The 15,338-nt window shown below is 72.6% G+C and carries 13 protein-coding genes; 9 read left to right on the forward strand and 4 right to left on the reverse strand.

Annotated elements, in window-relative coordinates; genetic code table 11:
- Positions 1 to 43 precede the first annotated feature (43 nt).
- Complete coding sequence (locus tag Air01nite_RS24695) at positions 44 to 1,216, forward strand: serine hydrolase domain-containing protein (protein WP_203705589.1); 1,173 nt, start codon at positions 44 to 46, stop codon at positions 1,214 to 1,216.
- Here Air01nite_RS24695 and Air01nite_RS24700 read toward each other — a convergent pair.
- A complete protein-coding gene (locus Air01nite_RS24700; protein ID WP_203705591.1) occupies positions 1,213 to 2,256 on the reverse strand; it encodes an amidohydrolase family protein in 1,044 nt (347 codons plus the stop codon). The genes Air01nite_RS24695 and Air01nite_RS24700 overlap by 4 nt on opposite strands.
- 43 nt (positions 2,257 to 2,299) lie before the next feature.
- Here Air01nite_RS24700 and Air01nite_RS24705 point away from each other — a divergent pair, with 43 nt between their 5' ends.
- The 8 genes from Air01nite_RS24705 to Air01nite_RS24740 all read left to right on the forward strand — a co-directional run bounded on the left by Air01nite_RS24705 (position 2,300) and on the right by Air01nite_RS24740 (position 12,765).
- On the forward strand, positions 2,300 to 2,674 hold the full coding sequence (locus tag Air01nite_RS24705; RefSeq protein WP_203705594.1) for a nuclear transport factor 2 family protein: 375 nt from the start codon (positions 2,300 to 2,302) through the stop codon (positions 2,672 to 2,674).
- A 36-nt stretch (positions 2,675 to 2,710) separates the two neighbouring features.
- Positions 2,711 to 4,177 carry a M28 family peptidase gene (locus Air01nite_RS24710; protein WP_203705596.1) on the forward strand — a complete coding sequence of 489 codons (1,467 nt, stop codon included), beginning with the start codon at positions 2,711 to 2,713 and terminating at the stop codon, positions 4,175 to 4,177.
- Between the two features lie 1,021 nt (positions 4,178 to 5,198).
- Positions 5,199 to 8,717 (forward strand): ATP-binding cassette domain-containing protein, encoded by a 3,519-nt coding sequence (locus tag Air01nite_RS24715; protein WP_203705598.1) that lies wholly within the window; start codon positions 5,199 to 5,201, stop codon positions 8,715 to 8,717.
- Between the two features lie 66 nt (positions 8,718 to 8,783).
- Entirely contained in the window at positions 8,784 to 9,233 is a 450-nt protein-coding gene (locus Air01nite_RS24720) for a hypothetical protein (RefSeq protein ID WP_239090957.1), read from the forward strand.
- Positions 9,230 to 10,108 (forward strand): HTTM domain-containing protein, encoded by an 879-nt coding sequence (locus Air01nite_RS24725; protein WP_203705601.1) that lies wholly within the window; start codon positions 9,230 to 9,232, stop codon positions 10,106 to 10,108. The genes Air01nite_RS24720 and Air01nite_RS24725 overlap by 4 nt, the downstream gene beginning before the upstream one ends.
- 1 nt (position 10,109) lies before the next feature.
- On the forward strand, positions 10,110 to 10,508 hold the full coding sequence (locus tag Air01nite_RS24730; RefSeq protein WP_203705602.1) for a thiol-disulfide oxidoreductase DCC family protein: 399 nt from the start codon (positions 10,110 to 10,112) through the stop codon (positions 10,506 to 10,508).
- A 107-nt stretch (positions 10,509 to 10,615) separates the two neighbouring features.
- On the forward strand, positions 10,616 to 11,770 hold the full coding sequence (gene alr, locus Air01nite_RS24735; protein WP_239090946.1) for an alanine racemase: 1,155 nt from the start codon (positions 10,616 to 10,618) through the stop codon (positions 11,768 to 11,770).
- Complete coding sequence (locus tag Air01nite_RS24740) at positions 11,767 to 12,765, forward strand: D-alanine--D-alanine ligase family protein (RefSeq protein WP_203705605.1); 999 nt, start codon at positions 11,767 to 11,769, stop codon at positions 12,763 to 12,765. The genes alr and Air01nite_RS24740 overlap by 4 nt, the downstream gene beginning before the upstream one ends.
- Here Air01nite_RS24740 and Air01nite_RS24745 read toward each other — a convergent pair.
- From Air01nite_RS24745 to Air01nite_RS24755, 3 genes are read right to left on the reverse strand one after another with little or no spacing between them, the layout of a single operon-like run.
- A complete protein-coding gene (locus Air01nite_RS24745) occupies positions 12,710 to 13,168 on the reverse strand; it encodes a hypothetical protein (protein ID WP_203705606.1) in 459 nt (152 codons plus the stop codon). The genes Air01nite_RS24740 and Air01nite_RS24745 overlap by 56 nt on opposite strands.
- Entirely contained in the window at positions 13,165 to 14,577 is a 1,413-nt protein-coding gene (locus tag Air01nite_RS24750) for an ATP-binding protein (protein WP_203705607.1), read from the reverse strand. The genes Air01nite_RS24745 and Air01nite_RS24750 overlap by 4 nt, the downstream gene beginning before the upstream one ends.
- Positions 14,574 to 15,257, reverse strand: coding sequence for a response regulator (locus Air01nite_RS24755; RefSeq protein ID WP_203705608.1), 684 nt, complete (start codon positions 15,255 to 15,257; stop codon positions 14,574 to 14,576). The genes Air01nite_RS24750 and Air01nite_RS24755 overlap by 4 nt, the downstream gene beginning before the upstream one ends.
- Between the last annotated feature and the right edge of the window lie 81 nt (positions 15,258 to 15,338).

Here is a 15,338-nt window from a genome sequence, read left to right on the forward strand (position 1 = left end):
CCATGACTTCGACACAGACCCTGGGCGCGCTAAGTTCGGGCACATGTTGTCGACGATGCGGCTGCGACGGCTGCGCGACGTGCTCACCGATTATGTCGAGCGGGGCGACGTGCCCGGGGTGGTGGCGCTGGTGAGCCGGCGCGGACAGACCCATGTGGAGGCGATCGGCACGACCGCGTACGGCGGCGGGCGCCCGATGAGCGCCGACACCATCTTCCGGGTCAGTTCGATGACCAAGCCCGTCACCGCGGCCGCGACGATGATGCTGGTCGAGGAGTGCCGGATCCGGCTCGACGACCCGATCGACCCGCTGCTGCCCGAGTTGGCCGACCGCCAGGTGCTGCGCAGCATGGGCGCGGCGCTGCACGACACCGTGCCGGCCTTCCGCCCCATCACCGTGCGGGATCTGCTGACGTTCACGTGGGGGTTCGGGCAGGTGCTGGCGCCGCCGGACGCGTACCCGGTGCTGAAGGCGGCCTGGGACCTGGGCATCGGGATGGGCGAGCCGCGGCCGCGCGACATGCCCGACCAGGACGAGTGGCTCAAGCGGCTCGGCTCGCTGCCGCTGATGGCGCAGCCGGGGGAGAGGTGGTTCTACCACACGGGCTCGGACGTGCTCGGCGTGCTGCTGTCGCGGGCGACCGGACTGTCCTTTGCGGACCTCTTGTCGGAGCGGGTGTTCGCGCCCCTCGGGATGGGTGACACCGGGTTCGCCGTACCCCCGTCGTCTCTTGATCGCCTTGCGCACGGGTATTGGAACGAGCCCGCGGAGCCGCTGGACACGCAGGAGGAGTGGACGACCGCGCCGTCGTTCCTCTCTGGCGCCGGCGGCCTGGTGTCCACAGTGGAAGACTTCTTCACGTTCGGCCGGATGCTGTTGCGTCGTGGGGACCAGCGGTTGCTCTCGCGGCCCGCGTTGGAGCTGATGATGGCCGACCACCTGACGCCGGCCCAGAAGGTCCTGCCGCACTGGGTGCCCGACGAGTTCTCGGCGTCCGGGTGGGGCTTCGGCGGCAAGGTGACGACGCGGCGCGAGACGATCTCCGACACGCCCGGGTCGTTCGGGTGGGACGGCGGCCTGGGCACCTCGTGGCGGGTCGACCCGGCCGAGGAGATGATCACCGTGCTGATGACGCAGCGGGGGTGGCTCTCGCCCTCGCCGCCGCCGATCCTGCGCGACTTCTGGACGCTGGCTTACCAGGCGATCGACGACTAGCGGATCCTGGTGCCGCGCAGCACCACCGCTTTCGGGTCGTCGAGTTGGGTGAGATCCTTGCGGGGGTCTGTGGCGTAGACGACGGCGTCGGCGGGTGCGCCGGGTTCGAGGCCGGGCAGGCCGAGGTAGGACCGGGCCGCCCACGAGCCCGCGGCGAGTGCGTCGTGTGCGGGGACGCCGGCCGCGGCGAGGGCGCGGATCTCGCCCGCGACCAGGCCGTGCGGGCGCGAGTCGGTGCCGGCGAGCACCGTCACGCCGGCCTCGACCGCGGCGGCCACCATCGCGGGATGGGCGCTCGCGCCGGCGACGTACCAGCGGCTGGTCGGGGTCTCGGGTTGGTTCCTGCGGCGGTCCAGGCTCTCGGTGATCGTGGCCAGCGTCGGGGTCAGCGCCGTGCCCTGGCCCGCCATCTTGTCGAGCAGCAACGAGTCGAGCCACATGCCGTGCTCGATCGAGTCGACGCCGGCGGCGACGGCCACCGCGCAACCCTCGGCGTTCTGGGCGTGCACCGCCACCCGGCCGCCGACGGCGTGGACGGCGTCGACGACCGCGCGCACCACGGTCTCGGGGAAGGGCGGGTCGCCGGGGCGCCAGTCGCCGATCAGCTTGACCCAGCCGGTCGAGGCGGCCTGCGTCGCGGCGAGCATGGGCAGGTCGGCGTGGCTCGGGCGGCGGCCCCAGCCGTCGAAGAACTGGCCCTGCTGCGCGAACCAGGGGCCGGCGTGCACGGCGCGCGGCAGGTCGGGGTCGGTGCCGAACCAGGCCGGTGGGTGGTCGGCGAGCCCGGGGGCGCGGATGAGGATGACACCGCTTCTTGCGTGGCGGCGCAGGTCGTCGCGGAGGATCTCGTCTCGCATCGGCGTGCCCGGCTCTTCGGCACCGGGATGGGTGTGTGCGTCGACCAGGCCGGGCAGCAGCCAACCCTCGGCCACCAGCTCGGCGCCGGGCACCGGGTCGGTGGTCCACCGGTCGCCGTCGGCATAGAGGTCGATCTCGTCGCCGCTGGGCAGGACCCGGCCGCGGATGCGCAGAGCGCCCATCGCCATCCCTTTGTTGTCGTACCCCCATGGCACCCTTCCGGGCATGACGAACCCTACCGCGACCGCCCTGGCCTACTGGGCCGCCGCCGAGTCCCGCGACTGGTCCACTTTCGGCGCGTTGCTTGCCGACGACGTCGTCTACGACCTGCCGCAGACCCGGGAGCGCATCCGCGGCAAGGCTCGCTACCTACAGTTCAATGTGGAATATCCGGCTGACTGGCACCTGACCGTGCACCGGGTGGTCGGCGAGCAGCGCCAGGCGGCGACCTGGTGCCACTTCACCGCCGACGGCGAGCCGGCCGAGGCGCTGACGTTCTTCGAGCTCGACGAGGCCGGCCTGATCACCACGATCACCGACTTCTGGCCTGAGGCCTACCCGCCGCCCGCGGGCCGCGAGCATCTCGTCGAGAGCTATTGATTGCGATGAGATCGATCAAAGACGATGATTCGTGGAATGGGAGACAACCGTGAAAGCCAGGAGCGACACACGGCCACCCGCCGCGCGTTCCTGTCGACGTCCGCAGTCACCGCAGCGGTCACCGCCGCCGCAGCCGTTCCGCTGGTCGGCGCACAACCCGCGCTAGCCGACAACCGGTGGAGCGACCCGCCCGTCGCCGGGCCGGGCCGCCGTCTCGGTTCCCAACGTCCCAGCGCGGCGCTGCGCCGTGCGCTCCGTGAGGTCGACGCCGACCGCATCGAGGCCGACGTGCGCCGGCTGGCCGCGTTCGGCACCCGGCACACGCTGTCGACGCAGACCGACCCGGTCCGCGGCATCGGCGCGGCCCGCGACTGGCTGTTCGACCAGTTCTCGGCCATCGCCGCCCGCTCCGGCGGCCGGATGACCGTCGAGAAGCAGTCGTTCACCCAGCCGGTCTCACCGCGCGTCCCGACCCCGACGGTGATCACCAACGTGATCGCCACCCTGCGCGGCACGGTGTCGCCGGAGCGGGTCTACGTGCTGACCGGGCACTACGACTCGCGCATCACCGACGTCATGAACTTCACCGACGACTCACCCGGCGCCGACGACGACGCCTCCGGCGTCGCCATCCTGCTCGAGTTGGCCCGCGTCCTGGCCGGCCGACCGCTGGCGTCCACCCTCGTGCTGGGCGCGGTGGCGGGCGAGGAGCAGGGCCTCTACGGCTCGATCTTCATGGCGCAGCAGATGAAGGACGCCAACACCGACATCCAGGGCATGTTCTCCAACGACATAGTCGGCGCCAGCCGGGCCGACGACGGCACCCGCGAGCCACGCGTGATCCGGCTGTTCTCGGAAGGCGTGCCCACCTCGGAAACACCGGCCCAGGGCAACACGCGGCGCTCGGTCGGCGGCGAGAACGACTCGGCGAGCCGGCAGTTGGCCCGCTTCGTCGACGCGGTAGCCGACAACGAAGAGACCGACATGCACGTCCGGGTGATCTGGCGACGCGACCGCTACCTACGCGGCAGCGACCACATCTCGTTCCTGGAGCGCGGCTACCCGGCGGGCCGCTTCACCGAGCCCAACGAGGACTTCGCGCACCAACACCAGGACGTCCGCGTCGACGAGACCGGCAAGCAGTTCGGCGACCTGCCGGAGTTCTGCGACTTCAACTTCATCGCCCGGGTGGCCAAGGTCAACCTGGCCACGGTGTGGTCGCTGTCGGAGGCCCCCGGCACGCCCAAGGGCGTCATCATCGTGACGACCAACCTGACCAACGACACGCAGCTGCGCTGGCAGGCCAACCCGGACCCGGACCTGGCGGGCTACGAGGTGGTCTGGCGCGAAACCCGCGAAGACGACTGGACCACCGTCATCGACGTCGGCAACGTGACCGAAACCATCATCAACCTCTCGAAGGACAGCGTCTTCTTCGGCGTCCGCGCCTACGACCGCGACGGCCACCGCAGCCCGGTCGCCTTCCCGATTCCCGGCACCTGACGCTCGCCGTGCGCCCGGCCGGACCTCACCCGCCGGCCGGGACACATTCTCTTGGAAGAAGGAAATCCGGTCCCGGGTCCGCGGCGGTCCGGACCGCCGCTCCCGCCGGACACCGCTCCGCTTCGCTCCGCTGCCAGGCCCGCGGTGGCTAGCCGCCAAATCGGAGCCATATAAGGGGCGAATCTTCGCCGGCAGGTTGCGAGCGCACGGCCCGCGATGGACTGGAACCTCGACCACGCACTCGGCCGCCTCCCAACCCGCCCGGCGCGAATCGCCACGCCGCCCGGGTGCGCGCCGCGGCAAGCGGGTCCGGGCGCGGTCGGCTTGCGGCAATACGGTCGAACGGTGTGGGTGATGTGCCGCGAATCGTCGCCCCGGCGGGGTGCGGGTGGCGGCAAGCGGTCCGGATGCGGCCGGCGGCGGCAACGCGGTCTAACGGTGCGGGCCGAGGTGCTCGGCGACGGGTTGCACATATTGGGTCCGATGCTGTTCTTGTGAAATCAATTGCCAACGTCTCTCGCGTGGGTTGCCTGGTTGGCCTGGTTGGGCGCTGTCCGACGGGAACCGGCGCTGGCGCCGGATCTCTCCAGACCCACCGCCGCGGTTGGACTCTCGAACCGCGGCCGACGACAGCGTGGTGGGAGCCGGTGCGCGGGCACCCTGCACGACCTGGTGCGGCGCGGGTGCTCGGAGCGGCTTCCGTCAGCCGGACGGGCGGAATGCGAAGGGCCCGGGTGCGTGGCCGACGCACGGCGGAAGCTGCGGCGAGCCGAGGGGACGGTCCGCGCCGCCCAAGACCAACGGGCGTGGGTCGCGTCCGTCGACGGTCGCGCTGAGAGCCAAGCCCGGTTGATGGTGGGGGACGAGTGGGGTTGATGCCGTGGTCGGGCATGGATGGGTGCGTTTCGGGTTGAGCCGCTTTCGCGTCAACCGAACCCGTGTGGCCTTGGCCTAAATGCGTTGAGGGATCCGGGAATCCGGCGCAGGCTGGAGGTTCGCCAACCCGGGGGAATGCGCACCGATGCCTCTGCTTCGCGACCTCTGGTCGACCGCACCGCTACGCGCCTCCGTCGTAGCGGTGCTCGTGCTGATCCAGGCCGTGGGGACGGCGGTCGCGGCGGCGCTGGCCGGGCCCGTGTTGGTCGACCGGTCGGCGACCGCCTTCATGGCGCTCGCCGTCGCCCTGGTCGCCGCTGTGTTCAGTGACACCGCCGTCGGGCTGTTGATGGCTCGCCTCAGTGCCGACTGGACCGCCGACGTGCGGCGGCGGCTCTGTCGGGTCGCGATGGGGCAGGACATTCCGCGGCTCGAGTCGACGCCCGTTGGGGAACTGCTCGACCGGATCGACGGCGACGTCTACCAGATCGGCGGTGACCTGCGCGGCAGCGGCATCCGGGTGGTGCAGTCCCTGGCCATCGGGCTCGTCTCCGTCGTCACCGCGCTCGTCGTCTGGTGGCCCGCGGGGCTCGGGATGGTCGTGCTCGCGGCGATTCTCGTCGCCTGGCTGGCCAAGCCCACCCGGCGGATCGCGCCCGCGCGGATGGCCGAGGAAGAGGCCTGGTCCGATCTCGCCGCCGTGATGGAGGAGTCCATTCACGGTCAGGACGACGTACGCACGTCGTTGGCCCGTCCCTACGTTCTCCGACTCTTCGCCGGGCGCTCGCGCGAGGTGCTGCGGCTCGCCCGGATCGTCTGGAAGCTCTCCGCCAAGGTCACCACGATGGCCGTCGGCGTCATGCGGGTCGGCGTCGCGCTGGCCGTGCTCGGTGGCGTCTGGGCGCTGACCACAGGGCGGATCGACGGTGCCCGGCTCACCGCGATCTGGCTCCTCGTGATCGGCTTCGCGGGGCTCGTCGAGCACATGAGCCGCATGGTTCCCGAGCTGCAGAACGCGCTCGGTGCCTGGGGGCGTGTCCTGCTGCTGAAGGCGTCACCACAGGAACCGGTCGGTGGCACGCCGCCGCCCGACGCCGACATCGCGGTGCGGGGGTTGACCTTCCGTTACCCGGCCGCCGAGGCGACCGGGCGTCCCGCCGCGTTGCGGGACGTCGACCTCTCGTTCGTGCGCGGACGCTCGTACGCCGTGGTCGGTCGCACCGGATCCGGCAAGTCGACGCTGGCCAAGGTGCTCACCCGCGCGGTCGACGTGCCGCGGGGCACGGTCCGGTTCGGCGACGCCGACCTCGTCGACATCGACCTCGACGGGCTGCGCCGGTGGGTCGCGATCGTGCCGCAGCGCACCGAGATCCTCGCCGGCACGCTCGCCGAGAACGTCGCGCTCTTCGACCCGGAGCTGGTCGGCAAGGCCGGCGCCGCGCTCGACGAGCTAGGGCTCGCCTCCTGGGTCGCCGAGCTGCCCGACGGGCTCGACACCAAGCTCGGCGAGGGCGGCAGCGTCCTCTCCGCGGGCCAGGAGCAGCTTGTCGCGTTCGCCCGGATCCTGGTGCGCGACCCGCACGTGGTCATCCTCGACGAGGCGACCGCCCGGCTCGACCCGGTCACCGAGGCGCGCGTCCAGCAGGCCACCCAGCGGCTGCTCCGCGACCGCATCGGCATCGTGATCGCGCACCGGCTCTCCTCGGTGCGCCGCTGCGACGAGGTCATCGTGCTCGCCGACGGCGAGGTGCTCGAGGCCGGCCCGCTGCGCGAGTCGCAGCGGTTCGCGGCGCTGATGGCCCGCAGCCGCGCGGGCGCACCGGCGGCCGTCGGTGGCGGCGTCGCGCTCGCCGACCGGCCCGACGACGGCAGCGACGACGACTGGGACCTGGCGGAAGACCGACCGGAGCCGGCACCCACCCCGGCCGCGGCCACCGTCACCGTCACCGTGCCGCCGAAGGCCGACCCGCCGCCGGTCACCGAGGCCGCGCGCCCCCGCACGCTGCGCGAGATCCTGCGGCTGATGCTCAACGACCCGCGGTTCGGGATCGCCGGCCTGGTCGTGTTCTGCGGCATGACACTGCTCGGCCTCGACGGCTCGGTGCTGCCGTTCCTCTGGGCCAACCTGGTCGACGGCACCGGCAGCCTGCTCTGGCCGACCGTCGGCATCATCGCCGGCCTGCTGGTCTACCTGCCGATGCCGTACGTCACCTCCATCTGGTACCCGGAATGGTGGGTCCGCCAGATGCTGCGGATCAGCCTGCGGCTGCTGCACGGCCAGACCGGCCCAAGGCGGGTCAGCAAGCACACTCCGGCCGAGGTGGTCGCGCAGGCCGGCGACACCGAGCGCGTCGTGCTGCTCGCCGATCACCTGGTCGACCAGACGCTCTGCGTGTTCATGCTGGTGTCGATGACCGTGGTCTCGCAGTCGTTCGTGCCGGCCGGGTTCTTCCTCGCGACAATCCTGGTCTCGGGCATCGTGGCGACCGCGTTCGGCGGCCGGCTCGAGCAGCTCGCCCGCAGCACCGTGGCCGCCCGCGCCGCGTTCGCCACCGCCCTGGTCTCCTCGCTGTCGGCCGCCCGCACCATCAAGCTGGCCGGCGCGAGCGAGCCGGTCCTCGCCCACCTGGCCCGCCTCGACCTGGTGCGCAGCGACAAACAACGCCGCGAGATCTCCACCCAGGTGCTGGCCCGGTCGACCCCGTCGATCATCAGCGGCCTGCTGCCGATCGGTGCCTGGGCCCTCTACCTCGGCGGTGGCCTGTCCGGCGGCGCCGCCCTGGTCGCGGTCGCCACCCTCGGCGCGGCGCGCTGGTTCGCCTGGACCACCGCCTCGCTGGTCGCCCAGCTTCCGTCGGCCCGGGTCTGGACCCGGCGCACCGCGGCGATGGCCGGCCGACCCGACTACTCGGCCGAGGTGCCGGGCGTCGACATCTCGCTCGGCATCGCGCCCGCGCCGGCGGTGCCGCCCCGCACGCCGCTGCGCGAGCTGGAGCTGCGCGGCTTCACCGCGGTCCACGAGGACGGCACGATCGGGGTCCGCGACGTCGACCTGGCGATCGCGCGCGGCCAGCTCGTGCTCGTCGTCGGGCCGGTCGGCGCCGGCAAGTCGTCGCTGCTGCGGGCGATGGCCGGCATCGTGCACCACACCGGCACGCTGCGCTGGAACGGCGAGCCGGTCACCGAGCCGGAGATGTTCCTGCGGCCCAACCAGGTCGGCTACGTCGGCCAGCTCCCGCGCGTGCTGTCCGGCACGGTCGCGGACAACATCCAGCTCGGCCACCAGGTCGACGCGGAGAACGCGGTCACGATCGCGCAGCTCTCGCACGACCTCGCGGCGGCGGGCGGCGGGCTCGGCCTGCTGATCGGCCACAAGGGCACGCGACTGTCCGGTGGGCAGCTGCAACGGCTCGCGCTGGCCCGGGCGCTGGCGCCGCGCACCGAGCTGCTGATCGCCGACGACGTCTCGTCGGCCCTCGACGTGACCACCGAGCTCGACCTTTGGGGCGCGTTGCGGGCGACCGGCGTGACGGTGATCGGCTCGACGTCCAAACAGGCCGCGCTGGCCCAGGCCGACCACGTCATCGTGCTGGTCGAGGGCACGATCGCGGCCAGCGGCCCGTGGCCTGAGCTGGCGCCGAGGTGGAGTCACCTCGCCGGCTGATGCTGCCCGGTTAACAACGTGGGTTATCTTCATGACCGCCGGGGCAACCCGCGCGATCGCACGGGGGTGCCCACATTGGCGGAGCTGACGGCCACCGGTCGCGCCACCCGCGTCGTCGCGACCGTCGTCGCCGCGGCACTGCTGCTCGCGGGCTCGGTCTGGGGATACGACGACAAGTTCCCGTTCGGACCGTTCAGCATGTACGCCGGCGTCAACGGCCCCAACGAGCCCGCGCCGGACACCCGGGTCGAGGGCACCGACCGCACCGGCCGCGTGATCGTGCTCAACGAGCGCAACGCGGGCGTCCGCCGGGCGGAGATCGAGGGCCAGGAAGGCGCGTACGTCGAGGACCCGAGCCGGTTGGCCCGGATCGCCGACGGCTACCAGGGCCTGAATCCGGGCGCGTCGCCGCTGGTCAAGGTCGCGCTGATCGTCCGGCTGCACGAGATCCGCAACAGCAGCGCGACGGGCCGCTGGCATGACGACGTCCGCGCGGTCTGGGAGCGGCCCGCGTGAGGGCCTGGCTGTTCGAGGCCGCACCCCGCGGGCGGGTCGCCGCGCTGCGCACGCTGACGTACCTCTTCATCGTCTTCGACCTGCTCGTCTACAGCTCCTGGGTGCGCACCCGCGGCGACGTGCCGACGGAGCTCTACCAGCCACTGTGGATCGCCCGCGCGCTGCACCTGCCACCGCCGGACGCGACGCTGGTGGCGGTCGTCTTCTGGTCGCTGCTCGTGCTCGCCCCACTCGCCGCGACCGGGCGGTTCCCGCGGTTGCTCGGCTGGCTCGTCTGCGGGTTCTACTTCGAGTGGCTGATCATCGCGATGAGCTACGGGAAGGTCGACCACGACCGGTTCGCGTTCCTGATCGCGCTGGCCGTGCTGCCGACGGTGGGCCGCGCCCGGCACGGTGACGGCGACAGGAGCGAGGCCGCGGGCTGGGCACTCCGGATGATCCAGATCGCGGTGGTGGCCACCTACTTCCTGGCGGCCTGGGCGAAGCTCCGCTTCGGCGGCGTGGGCTGGATGACGGGTTCGGTGCTGGCCCGCGCGTTCATCCGGCGCGGTTCGGAGTTCGCCGACCTGATAGCCAGCGTCCCGTACCTGATGATCGCCGCCCAGATCGGCATGGTGACCTTCGAGGCGCTCAGCCCGCTGGTCTTCACCCTGCGGGGCCGCTACCGCTACGCCGCGATCGGCTTCTTCTACTCGTTCCACCTGCTCTCGTTCGCCACCATCTCGATCTCCTTCGCACCGCACCTGATCGCGATGACCGCGTTCCTCCCGCTGGAGCGGGTGCGCCCGATCGAGTGGCTACGCCGGGCGACAACCCGCCGCCAGAGCGTGGCTACGCTTGATCCACCGGTACCTGTCAAGACGGGCGGAGGCTGAAATGCCCAACACCTTCGTGTACGACGGTGACTGCGCTTTCTGCACCATGTGTGCCCGCTTCCTGGAACGCCGCATCCCCACGAACGCGACGGTCATCCCGTGGCAGTGGGCCGACCTGGACGCCCTGGGCCTGACCCGCGCGGAGTGCGTCGAGGCGGTGCAGTGGGTCCCCGCCGACGGCGGCGCCACGGCCGCGGGTCCGGTGGCCATCGCCCGCCTGCTCCGCACGAGCAACTGGTTCTGGCGTCTGGCGGGCCGCGCCCTCGACCTGCGCCCGGTCACGGCCCTGGCCTGGCCGGCCTACCGCTGGGTGGCCCGCAACCGCCACCGCCTCCCCGGCGGCACCGCCGCCTGCGCCGTCCCAACCGACTCACCCGCACACCACCCCTCGGCCAACTGACCGCCCGCGCCCGGGTGGGTTGGGCGTCACAGGGCTGACCTCCGTTATTACGGTCCCGTGACATTCCGGGGATGGCGTCCGGACATCGCGCTGGCACCGTCTGGCCCGTGATCAGCCACTCGACCGCCGTGGGCGTGACGTCCGCGCTCGCCGAGGCCGTGGTCGACCTCGACGCCGTCGCCGCCAACGTGCGGACGATCGCCGCCGTCACCCGGACCGATCTGATGGCCGTCGTCAAGGCCGACGGGTTCGGGCACGGTGCCGTGCCGGTCGCGCGGGCCGCGCTCGCCGCCGGCGCCACCTGGCTCGGCGTCACCTCGTCGGCCGAAGCCCTGGCCCTGCGCGACTCCGGCGTCGGCGCGCCGATCCTCAGCTGGCTCCACCGTCCCGACGAGGACTTCGGGCCTCTGCTCGCGGCCGGCGTCGACGTCGCGGTGTCCACCCTGCCGCACCTGCGTGCCGTGGCGGCCGCGGCCGCAGCCGCCACCAGTGGCGGGCCCGCGATGGTCCAGCTCAAGGTCGACACCGGGCTGTCGCGCAACGGTGCCCGCCACGGCAGCGACTGGGCCGATCTGGTCGCGCTCGCCAGGGCGCACGAGATGGCCGGCAGCATCCGGGTGCGTGGCGTCTGGTCCCACCTCGCCGACGCCGACCAGCCGGGGTCGCCTCTGGTGCGCAGGCAGGTGAGCGCGTTCCGGACCGCTGTCCGGGTGGCCCGTGCCGGCGGCCTCGACCCGGTGCTGCTCCACCTCGCCAACTCCGGTGCCGCGCTCACCGCGCCGGCGACGAGGTTCGACATCTGCCGGGTCGGGCTCGCCCTGTACGGCGTGGATCCGGGTGGCGGCAGAGACATCGGGCTGCGGCCGGCGATGACGCTGCGGTCCAGCGTCGTCAACCTCAAGCAGGTCCCCGCCGGCACCGGTGTCTCCTACGGGCCCGACCACGTCACCGCCGAGCCCACCACCCTCGCGCTGGTGCCGGTCGGGTTCGCCGACGGGCTGCCGCGCAATGCGGAAGGCAGAGCCGAGGTCTGGGTCGGCGGCGCCCGCTGCCCGATCGTCGGCCGGATCGCGATGGACCAGTGTGTCGTCGACGTCGGCGACCGGCCGGTGCGGCTCGGTGACCCGGTCACCGTCTTCGGGCCCGGCCCCGACGAGCCGACCGTCACCGAATGGGCCCGCTGGGCCGGCACCAACCCGAACGACGTGCTCACCGGGATCGGCGCGCGCGTCGCCCGGCGCTATCAGGGGGTCGCGGCATGAGGATCGCAGTGTTGTTCGGTGGGCGCAGCGGTGAGCACGAGGTGTCCCGCAACTCGGCCGCGAGCATCATCGCCAACCTGGGCGACGCCTACGCGGTGACCGAGGTTCTGATCGGCCGCGACGGACAGTGGCACGTCGACCGAAAACCCGTGAACTTCGGCAGAGCGCTCGACGTGCTCGCCGCACAGGACGTCGTCTTTCCCGCCCTGCACGGCCCGTACGGCGAGGACGGCACCGTGCAGGCCCTGCTCGAGTGGCTCGGCGTCCCGTACGTCGGCAACGGGGTGCTCGCCAGCGCCGCCGGCATGGACAAGGCGGTCACCAAGACGCTGCTCGCCGCCGACGGGCTGCGGGTAGCCGGCGGGGTCACGCTGCGCGCCGGCGACCACCTCGAACCCGACGACCAGGGGCGGCTCGGCCTGCCGGTGTTCGTCAAGCCGGCCCGGGCCGGGTCCAGCCTGGGCGTGTCCAAGGTGACCGCATGGTGGCAACTGCCCGAGGCGCTCGCGCTGGCCCGGATGTTCGACCCCGGCAAGGTGCTGGTCGAGCCCGCGGTGATCGGCCGGGAGGTCGACGTGGCCGTGCTGGAGCACCCGGACGGCCGCGTCGAGGCCGGGCCACCGCTGGAGATCACGGTGACCGGTGCGGGCTTCTTCGACTACGACGCCAAGTACGCGGGCGGCGCGCGGTTCCAGATCCCGGCGAAGCTGCACCCGTCGACCACCGCCGCGCTGCAGGACGCCGCGATCCGCGCGTTCCAGGCGCTCGGCTGCCGCGGCCTGATCCGCGTCGACTTCTTCCTGCCGGACGACGGAGAACCCGTCCTCAACGAGGTCAACACGTTCCCGGGCTTCACCAGCGCGAGCCAGTATCCCCAGATCTGGCAGCGCGCCGGCATCAGCTATCCCGAGCTGCTCGACATCCTGATCGCCGGCGCGGTCAGGACGGCGGGTACCTCGGGCAGGTCAGCGGTCCCCGGCGCTGCCCGCCGCTGACCAGCGACACCGGCGCCGACGAGGTCGTCGCCTGCACCGTGCAGACGATCTGCACGACCGCCAGCACCGGGAGCGATCGCACGTCCGTCCCGACCGCCACCACCGTGGCGCCGTCCTCCAGCGCGACCTTGGGTGCGAGACCGCTCGGCACCTCCGTCGTCAGACCCAGCGACCGCTCGGCGTCGCTCGGCCCTGCGGCGAGCAACCGCAGCACCTCGTCCGGCGTGGCCGGCTTGGACTGGCGCAGCACCAGCGCCGGCTCGCCGTCGGAGATCAGGTAGATCCGCGCGCCGTCGACCTTCCCGGTCGGCGCCGGCCCGCCGGTGATCACCCCGCTGGGCCGCACGCCGCAGCCACCGAGGAAGGCGACGAGCAACAGCGGTACGACGATCCAGCGCTTCACGCACCACCTCCCGACGGCAGGCGCAGCGTGAACACCGCGCCCTGGGGCGAGCGGTTGCCGGCGACCAGCGAACCGCCGTGCAGCCGCGCGTTCGCCAGCGCGATCGCCAGGCCCAACCCGGCACCGTCGGACCGCGACCGCGCCGTGTCCGCCTTGTAGAACCGGTCGAAGGCCCGCGCCAGCACGTCCGGCGGCAGCCCCGACCCGTGGTCGGCCACGGTCACCTCGACCCATCCCGCAGGAGCCCGCAGCCGCACGGTGACCGGCGCCGCGCCGTGCCGCAGCGCGTTGCCCACCATGTTCGCCACGATCACGTCGAGCCGCCGGGGGTCCAGGCGCGCCACGATCCCGTCGGGCAGCTCGGTTTCGACCTGGTCGGTCCAGCCGCGCGAGCGCAGTGTCGCGCGCACCGCGGCGCCGACGTCGAGGTCGTCGAGCGAGAGCGCGGCCGTCCCCGCGTCGAACCGGCTGATCTCGATCAGGTCCTCGACGAGCTGCGCGAGGTTCTGCGTCTCCTGGCTGACCAGCCGGGCGGCCTTGCCGGCATCACCGGGCAGCCGGGCCGACTCCTCGTCGAGCACGTCGGTCACGGCGGTCATGGCGGCCAGCGGCGTACGCAGCTCGTGCGACACGTCCGCCACGAACCGCCGGGCGTCCGCCTCCATCCGGCGCAGCTCGCCGACCTGGCGCTCCAGCCGTTCGGCGGTCTGGTTGAAGATCTGCGCGACGCCGGCCAGCTCGTCGGTGCCGCGCACGGTCGCCCGGGTGCGCAGGTCGCCCTCGCCGAGGCGGCGCGCGGCGCGGCCCAGCTCCCGCACCGGCCGCAGCACGCCGCGCGCGGCGAGCAGGGCCAGCAGCACGGCGAGCACCAGCGACGCCGAACCCGTCGACCAGGCGAGCGCGGCCAGCTGGTCGATGCTGCGCTGCTCGTCGCCGAGCGCGTGCATCCGGTAGACCTCGATCCCGGTGGGCTCGGTGCCGCCGTCGGGCCGCTCGGTCATCAGCTGCGTCCCGATCGCCAGCCACGGCCCGCCGCCCATGGTGACCCGCTGCCAGACCACCCGGCCGCCGGTCACCTCACCGCGCAGCTCCGCCGGAATCTCGTCGAGCGACAGGTCGGACGAGGAGGCGGTCCGGCCGCGGTAGGCGACCACCGCCGGATCGGGTCCCTCGCCGAGGTTCTGCGCGATCGCGTCGAGCTGGTCCTGGCTCGGCGGCAGCTCCCGCAGCGGCAGCACCCGCGCGGCCTGGTCGACGAGCGAGACCACCGCGGCGTCCTGCGCCTTCTGCAGGATCACGGTGCGGGCCTGCCCGTAGCTCACCCCGGCCACGAGCGCGGTCGTGGTCAGCCCGAGCACCGCGAACGCGAGCAGCAGGCGACCACGCAGGCCGAGGGTCCAGGCGGTCACAAAGGCCCGAACCGGTATCCGAACCCGCGGACCGTCTGCACGTACACCGGTGCGGTCGTGTCGTCTTCGATCTTGGCCCGGAGCCGCTGCACGCAGGCGTCGACCAGCCGTGAGTCGCCGAGGTAACCCTGGTCCCAGACCGCTTCGAGGAGCTGCTGGCGGCTGTGGACGCGGCCCGGCGTCGCGGACAGCTCGAGGAGCAGGCGCAGCTCGGTCGGTGCGAGACCGACGGGCTCGCCACCCTTGCGGACCACCAGCGCGGCCCGGTCGATGCTCAGGTCGGCGTGCTTCTCCACGGCCGCGGGCTCGGCCGCGCGTGCGTTGCCGCGCCGCAGCACCGCCCGGATCCGCGCCTCGAGCACCCGGGCCTGCACCGGCTTGACCACGTAGTCGTCGGCGCCGGCCTCCAGACCGGCGACCACGTCCATGTCGTCGTCGCGGGCGGTCAGCATGATGATCGGCAGGTCCTGGCTGGCGCGGATCCGCCGGCACACCTCGAAGCCGTCCATGCCGGGCAGCATCAGGTCGAGCACCACGACGTCGGCGGGTGCGGAGGAGAGGTGCGCCAGCCCGCGCTCGCCGCTGTCGACGGCGTCCACCGCGTGCCCCTGCCGCGTGAGCGCGATCCGCAGACCCTCTCGCACCGTGTGGTGGTCTTCGATCAGCAGCACCCGTGACATGGCACAACTATCGCATTTCGCGTCCACCCGAAGGCTGCTCGTGTTGTGCGTTTGCCCACGAAAGACGGTTACCGCCGCGTA

This window comes from Asanoa iriomotensis (assembly GCF_016862515.1).
Taxonomy (GTDB): domain Bacteria; phylum Actinomycetota; class Actinomycetes; order Mycobacteriales; family Micromonosporaceae; genus Asanoa; species Asanoa iriomotensis.

Bases quoted from the DNA above. Each gene is read 5' to 3' on its own strand.
- Air01nite_RS24710 (WP_203705596.1), top strand. From the start codon at position 2,711: ATGGGAGACAACCGTGAAAGCCAGGAGCGACACACGGCCACCCGCCGC.
- Air01nite_RS24755 (WP_203705608.1), bottom strand. From the start codon at position 15,257: ATGTCACGGGTGCTGCTGATCGAAGACCACCACACGGTGCGAGAGGGT.
- Air01nite_RS24715 (WP_203705598.1), top strand. From the start codon at position 5,199: ATGCCTCTGCTTCGCGACCTCTGGTCGACCGCACCGCTACGCGCCTCC.
- Air01nite_RS24705 (WP_203705594.1), top strand. From the start codon at position 2,300: ATGACGAACCCTACCGCGACCGCCCTGGCCTACTGGGCCGCCGCCGAG.
- Air01nite_RS24740 (WP_203705605.1), top strand. From the start codon at position 11,767: ATGAGGATCGCAGTGTTGTTCGGTGGGCGCAGCGGTGAGCACGAGGTG.
- Air01nite_RS24730 (WP_203705602.1), top strand. From the start codon at position 10,110: ATGCCCAACACCTTCGTGTACGACGGTGACTGCGCTTTCTGCACCATG.
- Air01nite_RS24700 (WP_203705591.1), bottom strand. From the start codon at position 2,256: ATGGGCGCTCTGCGCATCCGCGGCCGGGTCCTGCCCAGCGGCGACGAG.
- Air01nite_RS24695 (WP_203705589.1), top strand. From the start codon at position 44: ATGTTGTCGACGATGCGGCTGCGACGGCTGCGCGACGTGCTCACCGAT.